General features: G+C 70.0%; 22 protein-coding genes and 1 riboswitch. Of the genes, 12 read left to right on the top strand and 10 right to left on the bottom strand.

Annotation, left to right across the window (positions count from 1 at the left end):
• Nucleotides 1-5 precede the first annotated feature (5 nt).
• From nbrcactino_RS07010 to nbrcactino_RS07000, 3 genes are read right to left on the bottom strand one after another with little or no spacing between them, the layout of a single operon-like run.
• On the bottom strand, nt 6-1343 hold the full coding sequence (locus nbrcactino_RS07010; RefSeq protein WP_228460721.1) for a sensor histidine kinase: 1338 nt from the start codon (nt 1341-1343) through the stop codon (nt 6-8).
• A 29-nt stretch (nt 1344-1372) separates the two neighbouring features.
• Nucleotides 1373-2050 carry a response regulator transcription factor gene (locus nbrcactino_RS07005; RefSeq protein WP_161926705.1) on the bottom strand — a complete coding sequence of 226 codons (678 nt, stop codon included), beginning with the start codon at nt 2048-2050 and terminating at the stop codon, nt 1373-1375.
• Complete coding sequence (locus nbrcactino_RS07000) at nt 2047-2574, bottom strand: PH domain-containing protein (protein ID WP_161926704.1); 528 nt, start codon at nt 2572-2574, stop codon at nt 2047-2049. Before nbrcactino_RS07000 ends, nbrcactino_RS07005 begins: the two co-directional genes overlap by 4 nt.
• Nucleotides 2575-2597: 23 nt before the next feature.
• Between nbrcactino_RS07000 and nbrcactino_RS06995 the strand changes: the two genes are divergently transcribed.
• Nucleotides 2598-3215, top strand: coding sequence for a hypothetical protein (locus nbrcactino_RS06995; protein WP_161926703.1), 618 nt, complete (start codon nt 2598-2600; stop codon nt 3213-3215).
• A 3-nt stretch (nt 3216-3218) separates the two neighbouring features.
• Here nbrcactino_RS06995 and nbrcactino_RS06990 read toward each other — a convergent pair whose 3' ends face one another.
• A complete protein-coding gene (locus nbrcactino_RS06990) occupies nt 3219-4001 on the bottom strand; it encodes a biotin--[acetyl-CoA-carboxylase] ligase (protein ID WP_161926702.1) in 783 nt (260 codons plus the stop codon).
• 78 nt (nt 4002-4079) lie between these two features.
• On the opposite strand from nbrcactino_RS06990, the gene nbrcactino_RS06985 reads away from it, so the two are divergent.
• The 8 genes from nbrcactino_RS06985 to nbrcactino_RS06950 all read left to right on the top strand — a co-directional run bounded on the left by nbrcactino_RS06985 (nt 4080) and on the right by nbrcactino_RS06950 (nt 11675).
• The gene (locus tag nbrcactino_RS06985) at nt 4080-5702 is read left to right on the top strand and encodes an acyl-CoA carboxylase subunit beta (RefSeq protein WP_161926701.1); all 1623 of its coding nucleotides are present in this window, start codon (nt 4080-4082) and stop codon (nt 5700-5702) included.
• Nucleotides 5699-5926: an acyl-CoA carboxylase subunit epsilon gene (locus nbrcactino_RS06980; RefSeq protein WP_161926700.1), complete on the top strand. Its 228-nt coding sequence runs from the start codon at nt 5699-5701 to the stop codon at nt 5924-5926. Before nbrcactino_RS06985 ends, nbrcactino_RS06980 begins: the two co-directional genes overlap by 4 nt.
• Entirely contained in the window at nt 5923-6558 is a 636-nt protein-coding gene (locus nbrcactino_RS06975) for a Maf family protein (protein WP_371864500.1), read from the top strand. Before nbrcactino_RS06980 ends, nbrcactino_RS06975 begins: the two co-directional genes overlap by 4 nt.
• A 50-nt stretch (nt 6559-6608) precedes the next feature.
• On the top strand, nt 6609-7511 hold the full coding sequence (locus nbrcactino_RS06970) for a sulfurtransferase (protein ID WP_161926699.1): 903 nt from the start codon (nt 6609-6611) through the stop codon (nt 7509-7511).
• Nucleotides 7508-7930, top strand: a complete 423-nt coding sequence (locus nbrcactino_RS06965) for a SufE family protein (protein WP_161926698.1) — start codon at nt 7508-7510, stop codon at nt 7928-7930. The genes nbrcactino_RS06970 and nbrcactino_RS06965 overlap by 4 nt, the downstream gene beginning before the upstream one ends.
• Before the next feature lie 9 nt (nt 7931-7939).
• The gene (locus nbrcactino_RS06960) at nt 7940-9454 is read left to right on the top strand and encodes a condensation domain-containing protein (protein WP_161926697.1); all 1515 of its coding nucleotides are present in this window, start codon (nt 7940-7942) and stop codon (nt 9452-9454) included.
• Nucleotides 9455-9565: 111 nt separating this feature from the next.
• Nucleotides 9566-11347 carry an acetyl/propionyl/methylcrotonyl-CoA carboxylase subunit alpha gene (locus tag nbrcactino_RS06955; RefSeq protein WP_161926696.1) on the top strand — a complete coding sequence of 594 codons (1782 nt, stop codon included), beginning with the start codon at nt 9566-9568 and terminating at the stop codon, nt 11345-11347.
• Nucleotides 11348-11363: 16 nt separating this feature from the next.
• Nucleotides 11364-11675 carry a hypothetical protein gene (locus tag nbrcactino_RS06950; protein WP_161926695.1) on the top strand — a complete coding sequence of 104 codons (312 nt, stop codon included), beginning with the start codon at nt 11364-11366 and terminating at the stop codon, nt 11673-11675.
• Here nbrcactino_RS06950 and nbrcactino_RS06945 read toward each other — a convergent pair.
• Nucleotides 11650-12618 carry a hypothetical protein gene (locus nbrcactino_RS06945; protein WP_161926694.1) on the bottom strand — a complete coding sequence of 323 codons (969 nt, stop codon included), beginning with the start codon at nt 12616-12618 and terminating at the stop codon, nt 11650-11652. The two genes, nbrcactino_RS06950 and nbrcactino_RS06945, sit on opposite strands and share 26 nt — an antisense overlap.
• Nucleotides 12619-12719: 101 nt before the next feature.
• On the opposite strand from nbrcactino_RS06945, the gene nbrcactino_RS06940 reads away from it, so the two are divergent.
• Together nbrcactino_RS06940 and metE are read left to right on the top strand one after the other, a co-directional pair.
• On the top strand, nt 12720-14162 hold the full coding sequence (locus nbrcactino_RS06940) for an acyltransferase family protein (RefSeq protein WP_161926693.1): 1443 nt from the start codon (nt 12720-12722) through the stop codon (nt 14160-14162).
• A riboswitch (cobalamin riboswitch) is annotated at nt 14129-14345 on the top strand. It overlaps the preceding gene by 34 nt.
• Before the next feature lie 151 nt (nt 14346-14496).
• Nucleotides 14497-16806, top strand: coding sequence for a 5-methyltetrahydropteroyltriglutamate--homocysteine S-methyltransferase (metE, locus tag nbrcactino_RS06935; protein ID WP_161926692.1), 2310 nt, complete (start codon nt 14497-14499; stop codon nt 16804-16806).
• Between the two features lie 84 nt (nt 16807-16890).
• Here the strand turns inward: metE and nbrcactino_RS06930 are convergent, their stop codons facing one another.
• The 5 genes from nbrcactino_RS06930 to prpD form a co-directional block, all read right to left on the bottom strand.
• Nucleotides 16891-17382, bottom strand: coding sequence for a hypothetical protein (locus nbrcactino_RS06930; RefSeq protein WP_161926691.1), 492 nt, complete (start codon nt 17380-17382; stop codon nt 16891-16893).
• Nucleotides 17383-17604: 222 nt separating this feature from the next.
• Entirely contained in the window at nt 17605-20985 is a 3381-nt protein-coding gene (locus tag nbrcactino_RS06925; RefSeq protein ID WP_161927639.1) for a pyruvate carboxylase, read from the bottom strand.
• 3 nt (nt 20986-20988) lie between these two features.
• Nucleotides 20989-22113 (bottom strand): bifunctional 2-methylcitrate synthase/citrate synthase, encoded by a 1125-nt coding sequence (locus tag nbrcactino_RS06920; RefSeq protein WP_161926690.1) that lies wholly within the window; start codon nt 22111-22113, stop codon nt 20989-20991.
• 4 nt (nt 22114-22117) lie between these two features.
• A complete protein-coding gene (prpB, locus tag nbrcactino_RS06915; protein ID WP_161926689.1) occupies nt 22118-23026 on the bottom strand; it encodes a methylisocitrate lyase in 909 nt (302 codons plus the stop codon).
• Nucleotides 23026-24528, bottom strand: coding sequence for a 2-methylcitrate dehydratase PrpD (prpD, locus tag nbrcactino_RS06910; protein ID WP_161926688.1), 1503 nt, complete (start codon nt 24526-24528; stop codon nt 23026-23028). Before prpD ends, prpB begins: the two co-directional genes overlap by 1 nt.
• Before the next feature lie 109 nt (nt 24529-24637).
• Here prpD and nbrcactino_RS06905 point away from each other — a divergent pair, with 109 nt between their 5' ends.
• A complete protein-coding gene (locus nbrcactino_RS06905) occupies nt 24638-26068 on the top strand; it encodes a short-chain fatty acyl-CoA regulator family protein (RefSeq protein WP_161926687.1) in 1431 nt (476 codons plus the stop codon).
• Nucleotides 26069-26414 lie beyond the last annotated feature (346 nt).

Below are 26414 nucleotides of genomic sequence, written 5' to 3'. Positions count from 1 at the left end.
GAACCTCACCGGTGCGGCGCGCGGTCGCGTGCCACCGTCTCGACGGGGGCACTCGCCGGCACCACGATCGAGAACACCGGCGGGCGCCGTGAACTGAGTTCTAATCGCCCACCGTCGGCCTCCACCAGCGCCCGGGCGAGTGACAGCCCCACCCCGGTCCCGGTGGCCACCCCTCCGGTGAAGCCCCGTCGGAAGATCTTGTCGACGAGTTCGTCGGGGACACCGTCCCCCTCGTCGGTCACCTCCAGGCGCAGCATCCCGGTGGCCGGCAGGGTGTCCAAGACCACGGTTGCCGTTCCCCGACCGTGGTGCAACGCGTTGTCCACCAACACCGCCACCGCCTCGCGCAGCCGACTGGGCTGCGCGGTCCACGCCATCGCCGGCATGCCGCCTTGCGTGACGATCCGCAGTTGGCGGTCGGAGGCGATGAACGCCGGGGCGAAATCGGCGACCAGCGTCCGCACCATGGTGTCCACGCGCACCGCTTTGGCCGGCGCGCCCTGGCTCACCCGCGATGCGACGACCATCTGGTCCAGGTCCCGGGTGAGCCGCTCCACCTGACCGGCCGCCGCCTCCGCCTCGGCCACCACGTTCTCATCGGGGTACATCGCGAGCTCGTCCAGGCGCAGCTGGATCGCCGTCATCCGGCTGCGCAGCTGGTGCGAGACCTCTCCGACTATTCCGGCCTCGCGGTCGAGCCGAGTGGCGATCTCGGTGTTCGCCGCCCCGAGCGCGCGCGACACCCGGTCCAACTCCGGGATGCCGTACTCCGGCCATTCGGAGCGGAAATCGCCGCGCGCCATCGCCGTTGCCCGATCGGCGACGCGGGTCAGCGGGTCGGCCAGGCGCCGCGCGGTCACCGTGGCCACCGCGACTCCCCCGCCGACCGAGCCCAGTACGACGACGGCGACGATCATCACCCCCAACCACTGGTCGCGCCGGACCTGGCCGAGCGGGACGGCCAGTTCAACGGCGCCGGCCTCGCCGAGGTTGATCGAGTCGGTGAACTCGCGGCCGCCGATCGGCGGCCCCAGCTTCGTCGTCACGACGGTGGGGGTACCGCCCACCCCCGCGCGCGACGGCACATGATGGGTGACGCGCAGCACGCCCCCCTCCGGGATGAGCATCCCGAACCGCTCCTCTGTGATGGCAACGGAATCGAGCTCGCCGCCCGGGCCCTCCATCTGGATCAGTTCGCTGGCGATGTGCTTGAGCCGCAGGTCCAAGTCTTGGTGGGCGTTGTCGGCCGTCCACCACCAGGCGATCACCGACAGCGGGGCACCGAGCAGGATCCCGACGACCAGCAGCATGCCGATCATCGAGGTGCGGATCCGGCGACGCATCTCAGCCCGCCGGGCGGGCGGTCATCGGTTCACGCATCGAACCGGAAACCCATCCCGCGCACGGTGACGATGTGGCGCGGCCGATCGGTGCGGTCGTCGCCGATCTTGCGGCGCAGCCACGACACGTGCATGTCGAGGGTCTTCGACGAGCGCAGGTCGACCGATCCCCACACCTGCGAGACCAGTTCCTCGCGGCTGACGACCTGCCCCGGCCGCTCCATCAGGAACTGCAACAGGTCGAACTCGCGGTTGGCGAGGACGACGTCCTCGCCGGCGACCAACACCCGCCGGGCCCGGGTGTCGAGAACGATCTCCCCGCCCACCAGGACCTCTTCGGCGACCGCAGGTTTGCGCCGCAACAGCGCGCGCACCCGCGCCAAGAGCTCGGCGAGGCGGAACGGCTTGCCGACATAGTCGTCGGCCCCGGCGTCGAGTCCGACGACGAAGTCGACCTCGTCGGTCCGCGCGGTGAGCATCAACACCGGAAGATCGGGGCGCAGGTTGCGCAACTCCCGGCAAACCTCGAGCCCGTCCATCTTCGGCAGCCCCAGGTCGAGCACCAGCAGTTCGAACCGAGGGTCGACCGCCTGCTCGAGGGCCGCCGCCCCGTCGTCGACGACGACGCAGCCGTAGCCCTCCCGGATCAGCGCCCGGGCCAGCGGCTCGGCAATCGCCGAGTCGTCCTCGGCGAGCAACACCTCGGTCATGAGGTCGGCGCCTCGTCGTGCTCGTCGAGCACTTCTTCGTAGAGCAGCGCATGAACCCGCTCGACGTCGGGGATGTTGTGGAAGGTCAACGGATCATCAGAGGCCGACTCGATCACCAGGTTGCCGGTGCGCAGCATCCGGTCGAGGAGTCCGTGCCGGAACTCGACGGTGTTGATGCGCGAGAGCGGGATGTCGATGCCCGAGCGCGTGACGACGCCGTTGCGGTAGATCACGCGGCGATCGGTGACCACGAAATGCGTGGTGGCCCAGCTGACCAACGGGCGCACGAAGCACCAGAAGAAGGCGAGCGCCCAGAACACCGCGATGGCGATGAAGGCCGCACTGCGGCCGGCCCCGGTCAGGGTGGACCCGCTGACGATGCCGATCAGCACCCCCGCGAGCAGGGAGACGACCGCGAACAGCAGGAACGGCCCGATCAGCAGCTTCCAATGCGGGTGGCGGTGCAGCACGACGGTCTCACCGGGCGCCAGGTTGTGTGCGCGATAGCCCATGCCGATGAGCATATGCCGCGCCTAGACTGGGGGCCATGACCTACCGAGACCCGCGTGACGAGTTTCCCGGTACCAGGGCCTATACCCGCCCCAACCCGCTGGACGACCCGCCCCTGTACCCGCGGGAAGAGCTGTACCCCCGTGAGGACGCCTACCGCGGCCGTACCGAGCCACAACCGGCTCCGGCGCCCCAGCCGGCGCCCGCGCCGCGGCGCCAGCCGTCGGTGACCGCGCCCGACGTGAACCCCGTGATGTTCGTGGGTGGCGTGGTGATGACCGGGGTGGTGGTCGCCCTGGCCGTGTGGCTGGTCGCATGGATCATGCGCACCGTCGCCAGCCGGGTGAACGAGACCGGCACCCTGGGCGTCTGGAATCCGCTGGAGCAGTCCGAGGTGTGGTTCGCCCTGGTCGGCTTCCTGTGCGCCCTGCTCGCCGCCGCTCTGTGGCACGTCCTGCAGTTGATCACCCCGGCGCCCGGGAGCTTTTTCGCCTGGATCGTCGGGCTGCTGATCGTCGCCGCCGTCGTCGTCCCGCTGCTCCTGACGACCCACGACCTGGTCGCGGGCATCTGCACGTCGTTGCTGCACCTGGTGATCGGACTCCCGATCCTGGCGCTGATCCCGATGGTGGGCAATCAGTCCAAACGCCGCTGAGGCTCAGCTCTGCGGATGGGTCCGCAGGTGGGTGACGTCGCCGGCGGCGATGGCCGTCGTCGACCCGCCGTCCGCGGCCACCAGCAGTCGGCCCTGGGTGTCGACCTCGACCGCGGTGCCGATGAGTTCGCGGTCGCCGGGCAGCACCAGGCGCACCCGCTGGCCCAACGTGACGCACTTGCGGCGGTACTCCTGGGCCAGTTCGTCGAGCCGCGCCGGCCACAGTGCCAGCTCCGCATCGAGCTCCCGGAGGATGTCGACCACCAGCTCGTCGTCGTCGATCACGCGGCCGGTCTCGACGAACACCGACGTCGCCTGCGGAACCGGCAGTTCGTCGGGGCGCATCGACGTGTTGACCCCGATCCCGATGATCGCCTGGCCCCCGGCCGCCCCGGTGGTGTATTCCGACAGCACGCCGGCCACCTTGCGCTCACCGATCAGCACGTCGTTGGGCCACTTCACCCCGGGCGCCGCGTCGAACTTGATCGTCCGGGCCAACGCATCGGCCACCGCGACACCGGCGAGCAGCGAGAGCCAGCCCATCGACTCGGTCGCCTCGCCCACCGACACCCCGACGGAGAAGGTCAACGCGCCCGACGGGCCCGTCGTCCACTCGCGTTCGTGGCGGCCCCGCCCCGCGGTCTGGTGCCGTGCGATCAGCACCCGACCGTCGATATCCTCGGTCGCGGCCGCCGCGGCGAGATCGGCATTGGTCGATCCGGTTGCCGCCACGACATCGGCCCGGTGCCACCGGGTTCCGCCCAGCTGATCCACGAGGCTGCTCATGCCACCGACTCTAACCGCTGATCGCCGCGGTCGGGGGTGGTGGCGCCGCGGCACGAACGCTCGTTAGCATGAATCCCCATGACCACCGCATCGCAGGATTCGTCGACTCCCGACCTCCACACGACAGCCGGCAAGCTCGCCGATCTGCGCACCCGCCTCGAGGAGGCCCAGCACCCAGTCGGCCAGGCCGCGGTGGAAAAGGTCCACGCCAAGAACAAGCTGACCGCCCGCGAGCGCATTACCCACCTGCTCGACGAGGGTTCCTTCGTGGAGATCGATGCGCTGGCGCGGCACCGGTCGACCAACTTCGGCCTCGGCGAGAACCGTCCCCTCGGCGACGGCGTCGTCACCGGCTACGGCACCATCGACGGCCGCGAGGTCTGCGTGTTCTCGCAGGACTTCACCGTCTTCGGCGGCAGCCTCGGCGAGGTCTACGGCGAGAAGATCGTCAAGGTCATGGACCTGGCGCTCAAGACCGGCCGCCCGCTCATCGGCATCAACGACGGCGCCGGTGCCCGCATCCAGGAAGGCGTCGTCTCGCTGGCCCTCTACGGCGAGATCTTCCACCGCAACGTCCGCAACTCGGGCGTCATCCCCCAGATCTCGCTCATCATGGGCGCGGCCGCGGGCGGACACGTCTACTCCCCCGCCCTGACCGACTTCGTCGTCATGGTGGACCAGACCAGCCAGATGTTCGTCACCGGCCCCGACGTGATCAAAACCGTCACCGGCGAGGACGTCACCATGGAGGACCTCGGCGGCGCGCACACCCACATGGTGCGGTCGGGTGCGGCCCACTACGTCGCCCCCGACGAGGAGGACGCGCTCGAGTACGTCAAGGAACTCCTCTCCTACCTGCCGAGCAACAACCGCGCCGAGCCGCCGCGCATCCCGGTGCCCGTCCCCACCGGATCCATCGAGGACAACCTGACTCCCGAGGACCTCGAACTCGACGTGCTGATCCCCGACTCGGCGAACCAGCCCTACGACATGCACGAGGTCATCCGGCGCATCCTCGACGACGACGAGTTCCTCGAGGTCCAGGCCGAGCGCGCGATGAACGTCATCGTCGGGTTCGGCCGGGTCGACGGCATGAGCGTCGGCATCGTCGCGAACCAGCCGACCCAGTTCGCCGGCTGTCTGGACATCGACGCCTCGGAGAAGGCGGCCCGCTTCGTCCGCACCTGCGACGCCTTCAACGTGCCCATCGTGACGCTGGTGGACGTCCCCGGCTTCCTGCCCGGCACCGAGCAGGAATACAACGGCATCATCCGCCGCGGCGCCAAGCTCCTCTACGCCTACGGTGAGGCGACGGTCGGCAAGATCACCGTCATCACCCGCAAGGCCTACGGCGGCGCGTATGACGTCATGGGCTCCAAGCACATGGGCGCCGACGTGAACCTGGCTTGGCCGACCGCCCAGATCGCGGTCATGGGCGCCTCCGGAGCCGTCGGCTTCGTCTACCGCAAGGAGATCAAGGAGGCCAAGGCCAACGGCGAGGACGTCGACGCCTTGATGCTGCAGTTGCAGGACCAGTACGAGCAGACGCTGGTCAACCCGTACGTCGCGGCCGAGCGCGGATACGTCGACGCCGTCATCCCGCCGAGCCACACCCGCGGCCAGATCGCCACCGCCCTGCGCCTGCTCGAGCGCAAGGTCGTGGCGACGCCGCCGCGCAAGCATGGGAACATTCCGCTATGAGTGACGCCGCCAAGAACGATGCCGAGAAGAAGCCGCTGCTGACGGTGGTCAAGGGCAACCCGACGGCCACCGAGCTCGCCGCTCTCACCGCCGTCGTGGTCGCGCGCGCCTCCGGCGGCGCCGGCGAATCCCGCCCGGCGGTCCGCAACGACTGGGGCCGCCCGGTCGACCGGCTGCGCCGCAACTGGGCCTCGCCGACCAGCTTCTACCACGAACTCTGGTGACCGGCGCCCCGGCGGTCATCCTCGGTTCCGCCTCGCCGGCCCGGCTGCGCGTCCTGCGGCAAGCCGGCGTGCACCCCGACGTCCTCGTCGCCGACATCGACGAGGATGCGTTGGCCGAGAAGCTGGCCGCCGCCCCGCCGACCGAGATCGTCACCCGGCTCGCCGTCGCCAAAGCCGACGCCCTGATCCCCCGGGTGACGGCATCCGACGCAGTCCTGCTGACCTGCGACTCGATGCTGCACATCAACGGCACCCTCGTCGGCAAGCCGCACACCGCCGAGGTGGCCCGAGCGCGGTGGCAGGAGATGTCGGGCGGATCGGGCGTGCTGCTGACCGGGCACTGCGTGACGCGCGTCGTCGACGGGGCACCGGTGGCGCAGGCAGTGGACTGCGAGTCGACGCAGATCCGATTCGGCACCGTCGACTCCGCCGCCGTCGACGCCTATGTGGCGACCGGGGAGCCCCTCGCCGTCGCCGGATCGTTCACCCTCGACGGCTATGGCGGTTGGTTCGTCGACGGCATTGACGGGGACCCCTCGTCGGTGATCGGGATCAGCCTTCCCCTCACCCGCCGCTTGCTCGCGCGGATCGACGTCGACGTCACCGCGCTGTGGTCGTCGCCGTCGCGGTAGTCTCGCAATCACTCCCCTCGCCACTCCTTCGCGATGAAAGGCTCCCCATCATGGGTGTTGAACTCGACCCGAATCTGGCTTTCGCCGACTACGCCCACCCGGAGCGGTTGGTCAGCACCGCATGGCTCGCGTCGCGGCTCGGAACCCCCGGCCTGAAGGTCATCGAGTCCGACGAGGACGTGCTGCTCTACGACATCGGCCACATCCCGACGGCGCAGAAGGTCGACTGGCACCTCCACCTCAACGACCCGGTCACCCGCGACTACATCAACGGCGAGCAGTTCGCCGAACTGATGCGGTCCAAGGGCATCAGCCGCGACGACACCGTCGTCATCTACGGCGACAAGTCCAACTGGTGGGCCGCCTATGCCCTGTGGGTGTTCACGCTGTTCGGCCATCCCGACGTCCGCCTGCTCGACGGCGGCCGCGACGCCTGGTTCGCCGAGGACCGCGACACCTCCTTCGACGTCCCGGAGTTCCCGCGCAGCGATTACCCGGTCGTCGAGCGCCACGACTCGGCGATCCGCGCCTATGCCGACCAGGTGCTCGACATCCTCGGCCGGCAGCCGCTCATCGACGTCCGATCGCCGCAGGAGTACACCGGCGAGCGCACGCACATGCCCGACTACCCCGAAGAGGGCGCGCTGCGCGGCGGACACATCCCGACGGCGGTCTCCATCCCGTGGGCCAAGGCCGCCGCGCCCGACGGCCGGTTCCGGTCGCGCGCCGAGCTGGAGGAGGTCTACGCCGGCTTCGACCCGGCGACCCCGACGGTCGCCTACTGCCGCATCGGCGAGCGCTCGAGCCACACGTGGTTCGTGCTCACCCACCTCCTCGGCTTCGACAAGGTCCGCAACTACGACGGTTCTTGGACCGAGTGGGGCAACCGGGTGCGCGTGCCGATCGCCGTCGGCGAGGAGCCGGGCACGATCGGCGGGTCTGGCGCCCCGTGACCGGTCTGCCCGCGCCGCTCGCCGAGATCGTCGACGACTTCACCGCCCTGTCCGAGTCGGACCGGGCGACGCTGCTGCTGGAGTTCGCCGACGACTTGCCGCCGCTGCCCGAGCACCTGGCGCCCGAGGCGATGGAACCGGTGCCCGAGTGCCAGTCGCCGATCTTCCTCTCGGTCGATGCGTCTGACCGCGGCGCGGTGCGGCTCTATTTCAGTGCCCCCCGCGAGGCCCCGACGACGCGCGGTTTCGCGGCGATCCTGCACCAGGGCCTCGACGGCCAGCCCGCCGAGGTGATCACCGCGGTGCCGGCCGACTTCGGCCACGAGCTCGGGCTCGCATCGGTGGTGTCGCCGCTGCGACTGCGCGGCCTGGCCGGGATGTTGGCGCGCATCAAGGCCGCCATCGCCCGCGCCGGGTAACGCGGGGCGATGGATTTCCTCCAGATCCTCGATCTGCCGCTGGCCCCGGGCGGACTCGTGGAGTGGACCCCGAAGCTGCCGGGCCCGTCGTCGTTGCACGCCGATCCACGGCCGACCTCGCACAACCACGAACGCCACCTGTGCGAGGCCGTGGCCTACCAGCGGGAGACCGGGCACACCGGCGGTCGCGAGTCCTGGCTCGGGGTGGCGATCGAATTCGACGAGCCGCTGTCCATCCCGGCCATCCGGTCGGCACTCACCGCGTGGATCGACCGGCATGAGGTGCTGCGCTCCCACGTCCTGATCTCCGGCGACCTGGAGCACCCGCAGCTGCGCCGCTACACCGCCGATCCGGGCTCGGTGTCGCTGAAGATGAGCCGGATCGGCTGGTATCACGACCCGACGCTGCTGGTGGAGCAGATCGCGGGTTGGTTCGACCGCAGCACCGCCCCGGTGCGGTGGCCGGCGTACTGCTTCGCCACGGTGGGCCGGGAACACTCGTTCACCCTGCTGTTCGCGGGCGACCACTCACTCCTTGACGGCTATTCGCTGATCATGCTGGTGTCGCAACTGCGCGCCCACTACCACGCGGCCGTCGTGGAGCTGGGCCGCACCACGCGGACCGCCGCCACCCCGCTCATCCCGGCCGCGACCGTCGGCAGCTACATCGACTTCAGCGCCACCGAACGCGACGAGGCCGACGGGTCCGACGCCTCCCACCCGGCCGTCGACGCGTGGGCCTCCTTCCTCGCCGAGGGGATGCCGCGCTATCCGACGCTGCCCCTCGACGATCCGGCCGCCCACCCCGCCCGGGCGCACGAGCAAGTCCACGGATTCGCCGTCGGCGGCTACGAGGAAGGATCGGAGGCCGCCGCCGAGGCGCAACCCCAGCAGTCCCTCTACGCGCTGCTGGCCGACGACACGACGACCAACGAGTTCACCGCGGTCTGCGCCGAGGCGGGGACGACGCTGTTCGCCGGGGTGATGGCCGCGCTGGCCTTCGCCTCCTACGAGCGCACCGGGTCGACCCGGTTCCGCGCGGTCTTGCCCCGACACACCCGGCACGAACCGCAATGGCAAACCGCACTGGGCTGGTTCGTGTCGTTGTCGCCGTTCGAGTTGGACCTCACCGGCGTGACGACCTTCGCCCAACTCTCGATCCGCGCCTCGGCAGAGTTGCGCCGCGGACGGATCGCCGCGTCACTCCCGCTGCTGCGGGTGGCGCAGATCGTCCACGCGGTGGACTCGCCCCAGTTCGTCATCTCTTTCCTCGACAGCCGCGGGGCACCGGGTGCCGCGGCCGACGACGCCGGTGCGGCCCGAGTCCTGCGCTCGCACCGCTACGCCGACGACGAGGTGTACCTCTGGGTCAACCGCACCCCGGCCGGATTGCGGTTGTCGGCGCGCTACCCCGCCGACCTCGATGCGGATGTCCGCGGATTCGCCTCTGCCATTTCCGATCTCATCGCCGATGTCGCGGCGCGCAGCTCGTGGCACGACCGAGGGTTCGCTCTGGACCGCTAGGGTGTTGTCAGCGCTCCCGGTCTCACGCCGGGGTCCGGTGTGAAGCCCGATACGATCGCGTTTAGAATCCGATGAGCGCTCACCCCAGCGTCCGCAGCCACAGGAGACTACGTGCCCACTAACGCCAGGATCACCAAAGTCCTCATCGCCAACCGCGGCGAGATCGCTGTCCGAGTCATTCGCGCAGCGCGCGACGCCGGAATCACCAGCGTCGCCGTCTACGCCGAACCGGATGCGGACGCGATGTTCGTCCAGCTCGCCGACGAGGCGTTCGCGCTGGGCGGGCAGACTTCGGCCGAGTCCTACCTGGTGTTCGACAAGCTCCTCGACGCCGCGAAGAAGTCGGGCGCCGACGCTATCCACCCGGGCTACGGCTTCCTCTCCGAGAACGCCGAGTTCGCGCAGGCCGTCATCGACGCCGGGCTCATCTGGATCGGCCCGTCGCCCGAGTCGATCCGCAACCTCGGTGACAAGGTGACCGCGCGCCACATCGCCGAACGGGCGAAGGCCCCGATGGCCGCGGGCACCAAGGACCCGGTGAAGGACGCCGGCGAGGTGGTCGCATTCGCGCAGGAGTACGGCGTGCCGGTGGCCATCAAGGCGGCCTTCGGCGGTGGTGGCCGCGGCATGAAGGTCGCCCACACCATCGAGGAGATCCCCGAACTCTTCGAGTCGGCGACCCGCGAAGCGGTGGCCGCCTTCGGCCGCGGCGAGTGCTTCGTCGAGCAGTACCTCGACAAGGCCCGCCACGTGGAGGCCCAGGTCATCGCCGACCAGCACGGCAACGTCGTCGTCGCCGGCACCCGCGACTGTTCGTTGCAGCGCCGCTTCCAGAAGCTCGTCGAGGAGGCCCCCGCGCCGTTCCTCACCGACGACCAGCGCAACCGCATCCACTCCTCGGCCAAGGCCATCTGCCGTGAGGCCGGCTACTACGGCGCCGGCACCGTCGAGTACCTCGTCCAGGGGGACACCGTCTCCTTCCTCGAGGTCAACACCCGCCTGCAGGTCGAGCACCCGGTCACCGAGGAGACCGCCGGGATCGACCTGGTCCGCCAGCAGTTCCGCATCGCCGAGGGCGAGGAACTGAGCATCACCGAGGATCCGACCCCCCGCGGCCACTCCTTCGAGTTCCGCATCAACGGCGAGGACGCCGGCCGCGGCTTCCTCCCCGCCCCCGGCCCGATCAGCACCTACCGCGAGCCCTCCGGGCCGGGTGTGCGCGTGGACTCCGGCGTGCGGCAGGGCGACGTCATTGGCGGCCAGTTCGACTCGATGCTCGCCAAGCTGATCGTCACCGGCGAGAACCGCACGCAGGCCCTCGAGCGCGCCCGCCGCGCCCTCGACGAGTTCGAGGTCGACGGCTTGGCGACGGTCATCCCGTTCCACCGCCACATCGTCAGCAACCCCGCCTTCATCGGCGACGGGGAGTCCTTCGAGGTCTACACCAAGTGGATCGAGACCGAGTGGGACAACCCGATCGAGGCATTCGGCGGCAACGCAGCCCTCGACGAGGACGATTCCCTGCCGCGCCAGAAGGTCGTCGTCGAGATCGACGGCCGCCGCGTGGAGGTGTCGCTGCCCGGCGACCTCGCCATCGGCGAGAACGGCGTCCGGACCGGCGCCGTGCGCCGCAAGCCCAAGTCGCGCACCCGCACCAAGGGCGGCGCGAGCGGCCAGTCCGGCGACACGATCTCCGCGCCGATGCAGGGCACCGTCGTCAAGGTCGCCGTCGAGGAGGGCCAGGAGGTCGCCGAAGGCGATCTGGTCGTCGTGCTCGAGGCGATGAAGATGGAGAACCCGGTCAACGCACACAAGTCGGGGACCGTCACCGGACTCTCGGTCAGCGCCGGCGACGCCGTCACCCAGGGCACCCTCCTGCTCGAGATCAAGTAGCCGGTCCCGAACGCCCGTGGAGGCCGTCGAGATCAACGCCGGCGCGTGGTATCTGCGCGCGCTGCGCAATGACGACCGGGTCAGCGACGTACCCGCCCTGGCCGATCTCGGGATCGCCGATCCGGCCGGCTTCGTCACCGCCGCCGACGCCGGGTGGGCCGAGGAGACCCGCTTCAGTTGGGCCGTGTGCGAGCCGACGACCGGCGAGCTGATGTCGCTCATCACCGCCGAAGCCGGGCAGGCACCCCTCGGGCGGGCCCGCGACGGCCAGCAGGCCAGCCTCGAGGACTCCCTGCCCGTCGTCACGCGGTTCTTGCAGTCGCTGTAGGCATCGGCCCTGTCGGCATCTGCGCTGTCGGCACCAGGCCGGCCCGCCGCAGCGCGTAGCGGCACGCGGCCGCCACATCGTGGCGTTCGAGGTCGGCCCAGGTGAAGCGCAGCACCCGGATGCCGCGGCGGCGCAGTTCCTCGTCGCGCAGAATCGTCCGCCACACCGCCGAGATCATCGAGTCCCCGGGAACCCGCACCCGCTGGCGCCGCGACGCGCCGTCGAACTCGGCGAGCACGACGCCGTTCCAATCCATGTCGGGCTCGGCGAGGACCACGCCGCCGAGGGTGCACACCGGCGTCTTCAGCCGTGGCCGGGGCAGGCCGTCGAGCAGCATCTGGGCGCGGCACCACGACTCCCCCACCCCGTCCGCACACGGCGACGAGTGGCGCAGGGCGGCGCGCACGACGGCGGCCGAGCCGATCCGGCGCCCGGCGATGGCGGCAAGGACGTCGGGTTGGGCCCCCATCCGCAGCGCCGCGTCGAAGACGGCCAGCGCACCGGCGAATCCCATCGACGTGGTGGCCGCGACATCGACGGCGGTACGCTCCAGCGTCGTCACCCAGCGGTCGTCGACCTGGACCACCTCGTCGCGCGACAGCGGCTCGACGTGACTGCAACGAAACTCGCCGCGCAGCCGCGCGGACGGCGACGGCACCGTCAGATGGACGTCGCCCAGGTGTGGCCGCAGCATCGGCAGACCGTGCAGCACCGCGGCCGACACGTGGCTGAACACCGCGTCGGGCGAGCTGTCCACCTCGCCGATCATCAGCCGCTGCCGGTGGTCGGGGCGAGCCGACGCGGCGGGGACGAACAGCCCGGAGCCGATGCGGATCAGCTCTCCGTCGGCGAGGGCCCGGTACAGCGCGCCCACCGGCACGCCCCGGGCCACGAGGGAACTGCGGCGGACGGCACCGTCGGCGTCGATGGGAATTGTCGTCATACTTCTTGGACGCACGGGCGGCCCAATCGGTTGCAACCCCCCACCCCGGCTGAGTAGAACCACACATCTGTGTGCGCCGCCGAATCCGCAGGATGGAGGGCATGAGTGCGTCCACCAGCCCCCGCCCCACCCTTCTGTCCCGTGTCTGTGCGTACACGGCCGCGGTGTTCCCGTCGGCGAACCGCGTCGCCCGGGACACCCCCACCGAACGCGACCGCGCCGTCGACGTCGCCCGCATCGCGAGCCTGCTCGTCGTGATGTTCGGCCACTGCTTCCTGGTGCTGGCCACCCTCACCGGGTCGTCACTCTGGGTCGGCAACGTTCTCGGCGAGATGCCCGCGTTGCGCCCGATCACCTGGATCCTCCAGGTCATGCCGCTGTTCTTCCTCGCCGGCGCGACGTCGGCCGCTTACGGGCTGGACCGGGCCGCGCCCCGGCGCCAACCCTGGGGCCTGTGGTTGTTCACCCGCGCCCAGCGGTTGTGCCGCCCGGTGTTCGTGTACCTGGCGCTGTGGAGCCTCGCGCTGGCCGCCACCCGGGTGATCCTCGGCCCGACCGCGGGCGCCCAGCTCGGCGAGCAGTGCGTGGCGCTGTTGTGGTTCATCGGCGTCTACCTGGCCGTCCTCGCCTTCGTCCCGGCGCTGACCCGGTTGTCGTCGCCGAGGTCCTTCGCCGTGCTGGTCGTGGCCCTGCTCGGGCTCGCCGCGGTGGCCGATGCCGCCCGCATCCGTTTCGACAGCCTGGTGCCCGGGATGCCCAACTTCTTGATCGTGTGGCTGATTCCGGTCGTCATCGGCGTGGCCTACTCGCGCCGCTACCTGACCACCGCGACGGCCCTGGTGATGGCGGCCGCCGCGTTCGTCGCCACCATCGTGCTGGTGGCGGCCGGCCCCTACGAGCTCGCGCTGGTCGTCACCGGCAACGAGACCATGTCCAACGTCACCCCGCCCACCCTGGTGCTGGGTCTGCACTGCGTGTGGATGAGCCTGCTGTTCGTCGCGGCGGCCGACCGGATCGGCCGGTGGGCGCAGCGCCCGCACGTCTGGCGATGGGTGGCGATCGGCAACGGCGGCGCGATGACGCTGTACCTGTGGCACATCCCCGCGATCGTCGCGGCAATCCTGATCCTGCACACCGCCGGGTTGGACGTCTACTCCCCCGAGCAAGCCGGGTTCTGGCCGTTGATGGCACTGCGCGCCCTGGTGTTCGCGGTCGTCATGACCCTGGTCTTCGCCGCACTGCTGCCGGTCGAACACCGCCGCCTGCCTTGGTGGGACGACCGCGTCACCGCCGCCGGCGGCCGTGCCGTCGCCATGGGCGCGCTGGTCTGCGCCGGTGGCGTGGCCATCCTGCTGATGGCCAAGCAGAGCCTGGGCGACCCGGTGGGCTGGGCCGCGCTCGTCGTCTTCGTCGTCACGCTGGGTTCGGCACGGGCCGTGGCGTCGGCTAGGATGGAACCGCAATTGGTCCGCGATGACCGCGAGTATGAGGAGCCCCTGGCCCGCGCGTCATCCGCCGAGTCGTCACCGGTCCCCGCCGAGTAGATCCCCGGGGTACCGACGACGACGAGAGGGAATCCGGTGCGAATCCGGAACTGACCCCGCAGCGGTGAATCGGAAGCGACCACTGTCAATGCACTGGGCCTCGTCCTGGGAAGCGACAGTCAGTAGGTGTGGCCCCGCCACGTGCCGATCAGTCCGAAGACCTGCCAGTTGTGCCGGGCACGCCGTGCCCGGTGGCTCATCGCCTCGAGGATCTGGGCGCACGGGTCGACGACACCGGCAGTACCGGCTCCTATCCCTGGCGCCGCCGCCGCGCCGTTGCTCCGCGCCCGTCGGGTGGTGAACCATCGGATTTCACCCACAGGAGCAACTACACATGTCCTCGGACACCACGAAAGCACCCGATTTCACCGCGACCGTCGGCGGTACCGCGCGGATCGGAGCCAACCGCGAACTCAAGCGGGCCGTCGAAGGCTATTGGAAGGGCCAGACCGACCGGTCGTCGCTGGAGGCCGTGGCCGCCTCGCTGCGCGGCGAGACGTCGCGCCAGCTGCGCGACGCCGGTTTCGACTCGGTCCCGGTCAACACCTTCTCCTACTACGACCAGATGCTCGACACCGCGATCATGCTCGGCGCCCTGGCGCCGCGGTTCGCCGCCGTCGAGGACGACCTGGACCGCTACTTCGCGGCCGCGCGCGGCACCGCCGAGCTCACCCCGCTGGAGATGACCAAGTGGTTCGACACGAACTACCACTACCTGGTCCCCGAGCTCTCGGCGCAAACGCAGTTCTCCCTCGATGCGACCAAGGTGCTGGCCGAGTACGCCGAGGCCGCCAACCTCGGAGTGGCCGCCCGTCCGGTGGTCATCGGCCCGATCACGTTCCTGGCCCTGGCGAAGTCCACCGACGACACCGACCCGCTGGGCCGGATCGACGACCTGCTGCCGGTGTACGAGGAACTGCTGGGCGCGTTGGCCCAGGCCGGTGCCGAGTGGGTGCAGATCGACGAGCCGGTCCTGGTCACCGACATCATCGGCGATGACGCCGAGACGTCCACCGCGGCCGAGGTCGCCGGGTCGGTCTACGCACGCCTGTCGGCCGCCGCACAGCGCCCGGCCCTGTTCGTCAACACCTACTTCGGCGATCCGGGTGCCGACGTGCTCGCCGCCGTGGCCGGGACCGGCGTCGAGGCAATCGGCGTCGACCTCGTCTACGGCAGCGCCGACACGGTTGCCGCGGTTCCCGCGCTGGCCGACAAGCTGCTCGTCGCCGGCGTCGTCAACGGGCGCAACATCTGGCGCACCGACCTGGACAAGGCGCTGGCCACGCTGGGCACCCTGCTCGGGTCGGCCCGCGCGGTGGCGGTGTCCACGTCGTGCTCGACCCTGCACGTGCCGTACTCGCTGGCACCGGAAACCGAGCTGGACGACAACCTGCGCGGCTGGCTCGCCTTCGCCGCGGAGAAGTTCGCCGAGGTGGCCACCCTCGCCGCGGCCCTGCACCGTGGCCGCGACACCGTCGCCGACGCCTTCGAGGCCTCCGCCGCGGCACTGGCCACGCGGGCGACCGATCCCCGCGTGCACGTCGACGCCGTGCGCGAGCGCCTGGCGGCGATCACCGACGACCAGCTGAGCCGCGGCGAGAGCGCTGGCCGTCTGGCCGCGCAGCAGGACCGCCTCGGGCTGCCCCTGCTGCCGACGACGACCATCGGGTCCTACCCGCAGACGTCGGCGATCCGCAACGCGCGCGCCGCGCTGCGCAAGGGGGAGATCGACGAGGCCGAGTACAACTCGCGCATGCGGGCCGAGATCGACGCGGTGATCACCCTGCAGGAGGAACTCGGCCTGGACGTGCTGGTGCACGGCGAGCCCGAGCGCAACGACATGGTGCAGTACTTCGCCGAGCAGCTCGACGGGTTCTTCGCCACCCAGAACGGCTGGGTGCAGTCCTATGGCACCCGCTGCGTGCGACCGCCGATCCTGTTCGGCGACGTCGTCCGCCAGGCGCCGATGACCGTCGACTGGATCACCTATGCGCAGTCCAAGACCGAGAAGCCGGTCAAGGGCATGCTCACCGGCCCGGTGACGATCCTGGCATGGTCCTTCGTCCGCGACGACCAGCCGGAGAAGGACTCGGCGAACCAGATCGCGCTGGCCATCCGCGACGAGACCGTCGACCTCGAGGCGGCCGGCATCGGCATCATCCAGGTCGACGAGCCGGCACTGCGCGAGCTCCTTCCGCTGCGCGACGCCGACAAGCCCGCCTACCTGCGCTGGGCGGTGGACGCGTTCCGCCTCTCGACGGCCGGTATCGAGGACACCACGCAGATCCACACGCACCTGTGCTACTCGGAGTTCGGCGAGGTCATCGGTGCCATCGCCGACCTGGACGCGGATGTCACCTCGATCGAGGCGGCCCGTTCGGCGATGGAGGTCCTCGACGACCTCAACGCCATCGGCTTCGCCAACGGCGTCGGGCCGGGTGTGTATGACATCCACTCCCCGCGCGTCCCGTCCACCGACGAGATCACCGCGTCGCTGCAGGCCGCCCTCAAGGCCGTGCCCGCCCAGCGCCTGTGGGTCAACCCGGACTGCGGTTTGAAGACCCGCGGCAACGAGGAGGTCACCGCCTCGCTGCGCAACCTGGTCGAAGCCGCGAAGGCCGTTCGCCCCGCCGCAAACGCCTGACCCGGCTGACGAACCGGACCGCCCCGCATGGCTCGTGCCGTGCGGGGCGGTCCGTTTTCTCGGTCGTCTAGTGCGACATCAAGCCTATTGCGACATCAAGCAGAGCGGACCCAGCGCCAACGCCGGGGCCACGGTCACCTGCAGCGCGGTGGACCAGCCCTTCTGATGGGCCCAAACCGCGCGGCCGCCGGTGGTGCGCGGCGTCCAGTTGAGGACCGCGACACCCTTGTCGTTGGGCTTGGCGCTCCCGATCCGCACACTGCTGCGGGCACCGGGCTTCGCGGTGGCCGCGGTCTCCCAGAAGACCACCCGCCCGGTCCCGTCGTCGGCCTTGGCCTTGGGCGCCGCCGGCTGCTCGGTCGCCCGACCCGGCCGGGCCGGTTTCGCCGGCCCCACCCGCACCCCGATGGTGTAGGTGCACCCGTTGCCGAGCACCGCATTCCCGCCGGCGACGATCGGTGCGCCCTGGGGCTTGGCAGAGGCGACGGGCACGACGAACAGCGACGTCGTCACGGCTAGGCCGGCGCAGGCCACGGCGGTCCCGAGGCGCAGGCGGCGGAGGGGCGAAACGGTCATGTCGAATCCTTCACTCGGTTCGGCGGCGTCGGTCGCCGAATCTACCGCACCTCGCACTACCTCGCCGGATGCGCGAGGTGTTACCGCGCCGGAGGCGCGAAGTGTCACCGCGCCGGATGCGCGAAGTGTCACCGCGCCGGATGCGCGAAGTGTCACCGCGCCGGATGCGCGAAGTGTCACCGCGCCGGATGCGCGAAGTGTCACCGCGCCGGAGCTGGCCGGCTAAGCGAGTTCGACGATGAGGTCGCCGCCGTGGGTGTCTGCCTGCGAACCCAGCGGCAGCCCCGCCACCGTCCCGGCCCGCGGCGCGGTGATCGTCGACTCCATCTTCATCGCCTCGATGGTGCCGAGCGGGTCCCCCGCCGCAACCTTGTCCCCGACGCTCACCTTGAGCGAGATCACCCCGTCGAAGGGGGCGCCGACGTGGCGCGGGTTGGCGGGATCGGCCTTGGCGGCGGCCGTCGGCGCATCGGCGACCGACCGGTCGCGCACCAGCACCGAACGGAGTTGGCCGTTGACCGTGCACATCACCGTGCGCTGGCCGTTCTCGTCGACGTCGCTGACCGCGGCCAGCCCGATGGTGCGCTCCACGCCCGGTTCCAGCTCGACGTGCTCCTCGACACCGGCGCGCAGGCCGTAGAGGAAGGCGTTGGCCGAGAGCCGGGAGGTATCGCCGAACGTGGCCCGATGCTCGGCCAGGTCCTTGGTCGGCCCCGGGAAGAGCAGCCGGTTGAGCACTTCGCGCCGGGCCGTCCCCGGTTGGGCGAGTACCGCACGGTCATCGTCGGCGACCGGCGTCGGTTCCGGCGCCTCACCCCGGCCGCGCAGCACCTCGCTGCGCAACGGCTCGACCCAGCCCGCGGCCGGTTCCCCCAACTCACCGCGGAAGAAGCCGATCACCGACTCCGGGATGTCGAAGGCATCCGGATTCGCGGCGAACTCGTCGGCGGTGATGCCCTTGGCCACCAGCGTCAGCGCCAGGTCGCCCACCACCTTTGACGACGGGGTCACCTTCACCAGGCGGCCGAGCATCCGGTCGGCGCCGGCGTACGCGTCCTCGATGAGTTCAAAGCGGTCGGCCAAACCGAGGGCGCTGGCCTGCTGGTACAGGTTCGACAGCTGCCCGCCCGGGATCTCGTGCCGGTACACCCGGCCGGTCGGCGGGTGCTGGCCGACGTCGAACGGCGCGTACACCTTGCGCAGCGCCTCCCAATAGGGCTCCAGGGAGCACACGGCGTCCAGGTCGAGGCCGGTCGCGCGCTCGGTCCCGTCGAAGGCGGCGACGATGGCCGACAGCGACGGCTGGCTGGTCGAGCCCGACAGCGGGGCGGTCGCCCCGTCGATGGCGTCGGCGCCGGCCTGGACCGCCGCCAGGTAGGTGGCCAACTGGCCGCCGGCGGTGTCGTGGGTGTGCACGTGCACGGGGAGGTCGAAGTTCTCCCGCAGCGCCGTCACCAGTGTCGCCGCGGCCGGCGGGCGCAGCAGCCCCGCCATGTCCTTGATGGCGAGGATGTGCGCACCGGCCTCGACGATCCGTTCGGCCAGCCGCAGGTAGTAGTCGAGGGTGTAAAGGTCCTCGGCCGGGTTGCTCAGGTCGCCGGTGTAGCAGAGGGCCACCTCGGCGACGGTGCGGCCTTCTTCGCGGACCGCGTCGATCGCCGGGCGCATCGCCTCGACGCTGTTGAGGGCGTCGAAGATCCGGAAGATGTCGACTCCGGTCCGGGCCGCCTCCTCCACGAACGAGGTGGTGACGACCGTCGGATAGGGCGTGTACCCGACGGTGTTCGCGCCGCGCAGCAGCATCTGCAGACAAATGTTGGGGATGGCTTCGCGCAGCTTCTCCAACCTCTCCCACGGATCCTCTTTGCAGAAGCGCAGTGCGGTGTCGAAGGTCGCGCCGCCCCAGCACTCGACCGAGAACAACTGCGGGGTGAGCGCCGAGACATAGGGCGCCACCCGCACCAGTCCGCTGGTCCGCAGACGAGTGGCCAGCAACGACTGGTGGGCGTCGCGGAAGCTGGTGTCGGTCACCGCCACCGCGTCCTGCTGGCGCAGCACCGCGGCGAAACCGGTCGGACCGAGGTCGCGCAGCCGCTCGGCGCTGCCGCCGGACACCTCGGGCAGGTCGAGGTGGGCGAGCTTCACCCGCGGGCGGATCACCGTGGCCGGGCGCTCGTACTCCCGGTTGATGGTCACGTCGGCGAGGAAGTCCAGGAGCCGGGCCCACCGCGCATCCGAGGCGGTCGACACCAGCAGCTCGGGGTGCTCGGCGATGAATCCGGTGGTCACCGCACCGGCGGTGAAGTCATCGTCGGAGAGCAGTGACAGCAGGAACTCGATGTTCGTCGACACCCCGCCGATCCGGAACTCGCCCAGCGCGCGACGGGCGCGGGTCAGGGCGGCGGCGCGCGTCTTACCGCGGCAGGTCACCTTGACCAGCATCGAGTCGAAGTAGCCGGAGATCTCCGCACCGAGGTAGGTACCGCCGTCGATGCGCACGCCGGCCCCGCCCGGCGAGCGGTAGGTCGTGATGGTCCCGGTGTCGGGCCGGAAGTCGTTGGCCGGGTCCTCGGTCGTCACGCGGCACTGCACGGCGAACCCGTGGATCTCGATCCGATCCTGGGTGATGCCGAGGTCGGGCAGCCGCGCCCCGGCGGCCACCTGCAGCTGGGCCGCGACCAGGTCGATGTCGGTGACCTCCTCGGTCACCGTGTGCTCCACCTGGATCCGCGGGTTCATCTCGATGAACACGTAGTGCCCGTCGGGCGCGAGCAAGAACTCCACGGTGCCGGCCCCGCGGTAGCCGATCGCCTTGGCGAAGGCCACCGCATCGGCGCAGATGGCGTCGCGCAGCTCGGGATCGAGATCCGGCGCGGGGGCCTGTTCGACGACCTTCTGGTGGCGCCGCTGCACGCTGCAGTCGCGCTCATAGAGGTGGACGACGTTGCCCACCCCGTCGCCGAGGATCTGCACCTCGATGTGGCGCGGGGACGGCACCGCCTGCTCGATGAACACGGTTCCGTCACCGAAGGCCGACTCGGCCTCTCTGGACGCCGCGGCCAGAGCATCGCGCAGCCCCGACGCGTCGTCGACGTGGCGCATCCCCCGCCCGCCGCCGCCGGCCACCGCCTTGACGAACAGCGGGAAGCGCATGGCCTCCCCCGCCGTGGCCAACGCGTCAAGGTCGGTGCTCGGCTCGGTGGACTCGAGAACGGGAACGCCCGCCTTGCGGGCGGTGGCGATCGCCGTCGCCTTGTTTCCGGTCCAGTCCAACACGTCTGCCGGCGGACCGATAAAGGTCAGCCCCGCCTCCTCGCAGGCCCGGGCCAGGCCCGGGTTCTCGGAGAGAAAGCCGTATCCGGGGTACACCGCGTCGGCGCCGCACTCGCGCGCCACCTCGACGATCGCGTCGATGTCGAGATAGGCGCGTACCGGGTGTCCCCGCTCGCCGATCTGATACGACTCGTCGGCCGCGTTGCGGTGCAACGAATTCCGATCCTCGTACGGGTAGATGGATACGGTCTGCAGACCGAGTTCGCGGCACGCGCGGATGGCGCGCACCGCAATCTCGGAGCGGTTGGCAATGAGAACCTTTTGCACCAGTGATCAGGCCTTTACCGGGCGTTGGGGCGACCCGTTGTACGCGCTCAGCGGGCGGATCAGCGCGTTGTCGCCGGTCTGCTCGATGATATGCGCGGTCCAGCCGGTCACCCGGGCCATCACGAAAATCGGCGTGAACGAGCCGATGTCGAAACCCATCAGGTGGTAGGCCGGGCCGGTGGGGAAATCGAGGTTGGGCTTGATGCCGGTGCGCTCGTCCATCTGCCTGGCCAGCTCGTCGTAGATCGCCAGCCACTTGGGCTCGCCGAGGTGGTCGGAGACGCGGACGAGGGCCTCGTGCATCGTCGGGACCCGCGAGTCGCCGTTCTTGTACACGCGGTGGCCGAAGCCCATGATCTTCTCTTTGCGCTCCCGCATCCCGTCGAGCCACTCGGTGACCCGCTCCGGGCGGTCGATGTCGATCATGTCGTGCATGACCGCCTCATTGGCGCCGCCGTGCAGCGAGCCCTTCAACGCACCGATCGCCGCGGTGACCGCGCTGTAGATGTCCGACGTCGTGGACGTGACGACGCGCGCGGCGAAGGTCGAGGCGTTGAAGCTGTGCTCGGCGTAGAGGATCAACGACTGCTCGAAGGCCTTGACGATGACCGGGTCGGGCACCGAGCCGAAGCACATGTTGAGGAAGTTCTCGGCATAGCCGTAGCCGTGGTGCGGCGCGATCGGCTCCAGGCCGCGGCGCCGCCGCATGTCGGCGGCGACGATCGTCGGCAGCACCGCGAACATCCGTTGCGCCTTCGCCAGATTCGCCTGCGGCGTGGGCACGTCCTCGTCGGGATCGGTGGTGCCCAGGAAGCTGATCATCGTGCGGCAGACATCCATCGGATGGCAGTTGTCCGGGATGCGGGTCAGGACCGACTCCCCCGCACGGTCGAGCCGGCGGCTGGCCCGCTCCTTCTGGCTGAACTGCTGCAATTGCGACGGGGTCGGCAGCTCACCGTGCCACAGCAGGTAGGCCACCTCCTCGAAGCTGCAGTGGGCGGCGAGGTCCTGGACCGCGTAGCCGCGGTAGGTCAGCGAGTTGGTCTCGGGCACCACCTTGGAGATGGCGGTGTTGTCGACGACGACGCCGGCCAGTCCCTTGCGAATCTCGGGGGCTTCGGTGCTGGTCATGGCTTCACGCTCCTGGAATCGTGAAATTGAAAGTGGCCGTGTCGAACTCGTTGTATTCCGAGTACCGCAGCAGCTCGTAAAGACGGGAGCGGTGCTGCATACCGTCGAGAAGGCCGGCCTGGGTTCCCTTCTCGGAGATCTCGCGCAACCCGGCCTCGACCGCGCCCATCGCAATGCGCAGGGTGGTCACCGGGTAGATCACGGCGTTGTAGCCGAGATCGCCCAACTGCTGGGCGGTGAGCAGTTCGGACTTGCCGAACTCGGTCATGTTCGCCAACAGCGGGATGTCGACGGCGGCCCGGAACTTCTCGAATTCGCCGGCGTCGGCAAGCGCCTCGGTGAAGATGAGGTCGGCGCCCGCGTCGGCGTAAGCCTTGGCGCGGTCGATCGCCGCGTCGAGGCCCTCGAGGGCGCGCGCATCGGTCCGGGCACAGATGACGAAGTTCTCGTCGCGCCGCCCGGCCACCGCAGCGCGCAGCCGCTTGACCATTTCGCCGGTCTCCACGACCGCCTTGCCGTCGAGGTGGCCGCACCGCTTCGGGTTGACCTGGTCCTCGAGGTGGCAGCCGGACAACCCGGCATCCTCGAGGGCCGCGATGGTCCGCGCGGCACTCATCGGCTCGCCGAATCCGGTGTCGGCGTCGATGAGCGACGGCAGGTTCGTCGCCCGGGCGATCTGTCCGCCGCGGGCGGTGACCTCGGTCAGGGTGGTCAGCCCGATGTCGGGCAGGCCGAGATCGGCGGACAGGACCGCGCCGGAGACGTAGACGCCCTCGAACCCGATGTCCTCGATCAGTTTGGCGACCAGCGGCGAGAACGCCCCCGGCCAGCGCTGCAACACCCCGGAGTTCAGTCCGGCGCGCAGCGCCTTGCGCTTGTCGGTGTCGGTGACCGCAGAGGAGAAGAGGTCCATCAGAAGATCCCCCCGCCGATCGCCGGAGCACCGTCGAGGACCGACTTCTCGACGACGATGTTGAGCGCGCTCAGACCACCGCCGGCGATCGAGTCGAGGCCTTCGGCCGCGGTCAGGAAACGCTCCTGCTCGGCCGGGGCGATGACCCCGTTGGCGAGCTTGGTGAACTTCTCCTTGTACTGCTCGCGGGCGAACGGGCGGGCGCCGAGCGGGTGGGCGTCGGCGACGGCCAGCTCGTCGGTGATCACGGTGCCGTCCTTCAGCGTGATGACCGCCCGGGCGCCGAACGCCTTCTCGTCGGGGTCTTCGCTGTGGTAGCGCCGGGTCCACTCCGGGTCCTCGACGGTGGAGATCTTCCGCCACAGTTCGACGGTGTCGGGGCGGGCGGCGCGCTCGGGCGCGTAGGACTCCACGTGGTCCCAGGTGCCGTCCTGCAGGGCGACGGCGAAGATGTACATCACCGAGTGGTCCAGCGTCTCGCGGCTGGCCGTCGGGTCGAACTTCTGCGGGTCGTTCGACCCGGTGCCGATGACGACGTGGGTGTGGTTGGACGTGTGCAGGACGATCGATTCGATGTCCTCGAGGTTGTCGATGCGCGAGCGCATGCGGCGCGCGAGGTCGATCGGCGCCTGGCTCTGGTACTCCGCGGAGTGCTCCTTGGTGTAGCTGTCGAGGATCGCCCGCTTCGGCTCGCCCGGCCCGGGCAGCGGAACGGTGTACTCCGCGTCGGGTCCGTCGAGGAGCCACGCGATGACGCCGTCCTCGCCCTCCCAGATCGGCGACGGGGCGCCCTCGCCGCGCATGGCCCGATCCACGGCTTCGATGGCGACCTTGCCGGCCAGTGCCGGGGCGTAGGCCTTCCAGCTGGAGATCTGGCCCTTGCGCGACTGCCGCGTCGCGGTGGTGAGGTGCAGTGCCTGGCCGACGGCCTGGTAGATCGTGTCGATGTCGAGGCCCAGCATGGTGCCGATGCCGGCTGCCGCCGACGGGCCGAGGTGGGCGACGTGGTCGATCTTGTGCTTGTGCAGGGAGATGCCGCGCACCAGGTCGATCTGGACCTCGTAGGCGGTGGCCAGGCCGCGGATCAGGTCGTGGCCGGACACCCCCTTGTGTTGGGCGACGGCCACCAGCGGCGGAATGTTGTCACCGGGGTGGGAGTACTCCGCGGCCAGGAAGGTGTCGTGGAAGTCGAGTTCGCGCACGGCCACGCCGTTGGCCCAGGCGGCCCACTCCGGCGAGTAGTTGCCGTTGACGCCGAAGACCTGCGCACCCGGCTTGGCGGGGTGGCTGACGGCCTGCGCGCGGGCGGTCGTGACCGGGCGGCGGGTGACCGAGGCGGCGCTGACGGAGGCGTTGTCGATGACGCGGTTGATGATCATCTCGGCGGTCTCGGCCGGCACCTCGACGGGGTCGACGGCGATCTGCGCGATCTTGTAGGCGAGGTGCTCCTCGATCGGGAAGTCCTCGGCGCTGCGGTGGGTGCGTACCTTGTGATTGATCATGTTTCGCACCATACGCACACCCCGATTGACCTGTAAAGTCCCAGGTCATGCGTACTTTTGCGTACTCCTGTGACGGTATTTGCGAACCTTGTGTAAGAATGGGGGCATCATGTCTGGTCACGCCGGGAAACCACAGTCGGGCGCCCGCCTGCGTCGGCTCCGCGACGAGCAGAAGATTTCCCAAGTGGCGTTGGCGAGGCGGCTCGGACTCTCGACGAGCTACGTCAACCAGTTGGAGAACGACCGCCGGCCGCTGACCGTCCCGGTGCTGATGGCCCTCCAGCGCGAATTCGACCTGGCCGCGGACTACTTCGCCACCGACACCGACGCCAGACTCGTCGGGGACCTGTCCGAGGCCGCCGGGCACACCGAATTCGACGGCATCAGCCAGACCGAGATCGAGGAGTTGGTGGCGCGGATGCCCGGCGTCGGCAGGGCGATGGTCGGGTTGCACCGGCGCCTCGTCGCCGCCACCACGGAACTGGAAACCTACCGCGCGACGGTCAACCGCGACGAGGACGCGGCCCCGCGGGTGTCGACACCGTTCGAGCAGGTCCGCGACTTCTTCTACGACCGGAAGAACTACATCCACGCCCTCGACGTCGCCGCGGAGGAGATGTTCGACGACTTGGGGCTGCGCATCGGCGGTCTCGACGAGCAGCTTGCCGTCGTGCTGGAACGCGATCACGGAATCCGCGTGACCCTCGCCGACCCGTCAGACCGGCGCCCACCCAAGCGCGTCTTCGACCCGGCGACCAAGGTCATCACGTTGGCCCGGCAATTGCGCCCCGGGCAACGGGCGTTCCAACTGGCGACGCAGCTCGCCTTCCTCAGGCAGGGGCCGCAGATCGACGCGATCGCAGCCACCGCCGAGTTGGGTGCAGAGTCCGTGCCGGTGGCCCGAGTCGGGTTGGCCAACTACTTCGCCGGCGCCCTGGTCCTGCCCTACACGCGGTTCCACAACGCGGCCGAGGAGGTCCGGTACGACATCGAGGTCCTCGGCCTGCGCTTCGAGGTCGGTTTCGAGACGGTCTGCCACCGCCTCTCGACGCTGCAACGCCCCCAGCAGCGCGGCGTTCCGTTCATCTTCGTACGCACCGACCGGGCGGGGAACATCTCCAAACGGCAGTCGGCCACCGCCTTTCACTTCTCCCGGGTGGGTGGCAGCTGCCCGTTGTGGGTCGTCCACGACGCCTTCACGACACCGGGGCGAATCGTGACCCAGGTGTCCTCGATGCCCGACGGCCGCTCCTACTTCTGGTTGGGTCGCACCACCGACGAGCCGATGCAGGGCTACCTCGGCGCTCGCAGCAGTTTCGCGATCGGCCTCGGCTGCGACTTGGCCCATGCCGACCGCCTGGTCTACTCCACCGGCATCGACCTCGACGACCCGCGCCGCATCGTGCCCATCGGCGCCGGCTGCAAGGTCTGCGACCGACCCAACTGCGCCCAGCGCGCCTTTCCCCAGCTGGGTCGTCCGATTCTCGTCGACGACAACGTCGCCGAGACCGCCCCCTACCGCTCGCCGACTGGGCCCTAAATTCCGCCGACTGGGCCCTCATCCTCGCCGACTGGGCCCTAAACTCCGCCGACTGGGCCCTCGATCCCGCCGACTGGGCCCTCATCCTCGCCGACTGGGCCCTCATTCCCGTCGAGTGGGCCCTCGATCTCGCCGACTGGACCCCTGTTCGTAAAGTTCCTTGTCTCGCGCCCTCGAGCAGCGCACAGCCAGCCTCCGAGCCGCCGCCTCGGCACTCGACTCACGCGAGAAGGCGATCACCTTCCTGCGGGACGCCCACTCGTTGGTCGGCGAGTCAGATCAATTCCTCGGCGAAGCCGCCCGAGCAGCACGGCATGCGGGGTGCACCTGGCAAGACGTCGGTGAC

It is taken from the genome of Gordonia crocea (assembly GCF_009932435.1).
GTDB classification, from domain to species: domain Bacteria; phylum Actinomycetota; class Actinomycetes; order Mycobacteriales; family Mycobacteriaceae; genus Gordonia; species Gordonia crocea.
Note: the sequence above shows the minus strand (reverse complement) of the source record. Positions and strands in the feature narration are given on the sequence as shown.

Bases quoted from the DNA above. Each gene is read 5' to 3' on its own strand.
- nbrcactino_RS07010 (WP_228460721.1), bottom strand. From the start codon at position 1,343: ATGCGTCGCCGGATCCGCACCTCGATGATCGGCATGCTGCTGGTCGTC.
- nbrcactino_RS07005 (WP_161926705.1), bottom strand. From the start codon at position 2,050: ATGACCGAGGTGTTGCTCGCCGAGGACGACTCGGCGATTGCCGAGCCG.
- nbrcactino_RS07000 (WP_161926704.1), bottom strand. From the start codon at position 2,574: ATGCTCATCGGCATGGGCTATCGCGCACACAACCTGGCGCCCGGTGAG.
- nbrcactino_RS06995 (WP_161926703.1), top strand. From the start codon at position 2,598: ATGACCTACCGAGACCCGCGTGACGAGTTTCCCGGTACCAGGGCCTAT.
- nbrcactino_RS06990 (WP_161926702.1), bottom strand. From the start codon at position 4,001: ATGAGCAGCCTCGTGGATCAGCTGGGCGGAACCCGGTGGCACCGGGCC.
- nbrcactino_RS06985 (WP_161926701.1), top strand. From the start codon at position 4,080: ATGACCACCGCATCGCAGGATTCGTCGACTCCCGACCTCCACACGACA.
- nbrcactino_RS06980 (WP_161926700.1), top strand. From the start codon at position 5,699: ATGAGTGACGCCGCCAAGAACGATGCCGAGAAGAAGCCGCTGCTGACG.
- nbrcactino_RS06970 (WP_161926699.1), top strand. From the start codon at position 6,609: ATGGGTGTTGAACTCGACCCGAATCTGGCTTTCGCCGACTACGCCCAC.
- nbrcactino_RS06960 (WP_161926697.1), top strand. From the start codon at position 7,940: ATGGATTTCCTCCAGATCCTCGATCTGCCGCTGGCCCCGGGCGGACTC.
- nbrcactino_RS06945 (WP_161926694.1), bottom strand. From the start codon at position 12,618: ATGACGACAATTCCCATCGACGCCGACGGTGCCGTCCGCCGCAGTTCC.
- nbrcactino_RS06940 (WP_161926693.1), top strand. From the start codon at position 12,720: ATGAGTGCGTCCACCAGCCCCCGCCCCACCCTTCTGTCCCGTGTCTGT.
- metE (WP_161926692.1), top strand. From the start codon at position 14,497: ATGTCCTCGGACACCACGAAAGCACCCGATTTCACCGCGACCGTCGGC.
- nbrcactino_RS06930 (WP_161926691.1), bottom strand. From the start codon at position 17,382: ATGACCGTTTCGCCCCTCCGCCGCCTGCGCCTCGGGACCGCCGTGGCC.
- nbrcactino_RS06920 (WP_161926690.1), bottom strand. From the start codon at position 22,113: ATGACCAGCACCGAAGCCCCCGAGATTCGCAAGGGACTGGCCGGCGTC.
- prpB (WP_161926689.1), bottom strand. From the start codon at position 23,026: ATGGACCTCTTCTCCTCTGCGGTCACCGACACCGACAAGCGCAAGGCG.
- prpD (WP_161926688.1), bottom strand. From the start codon at position 24,528: ATGATCAATCACAAGGTACGCACCCACCGCAGCGCCGAGGACTTCCCG.
- nbrcactino_RS06905 (WP_161926687.1), top strand. From the start codon at position 24,638: ATGTCTGGTCACGCCGGGAAACCACAGTCGGGCGCCCGCCTGCGTCGG.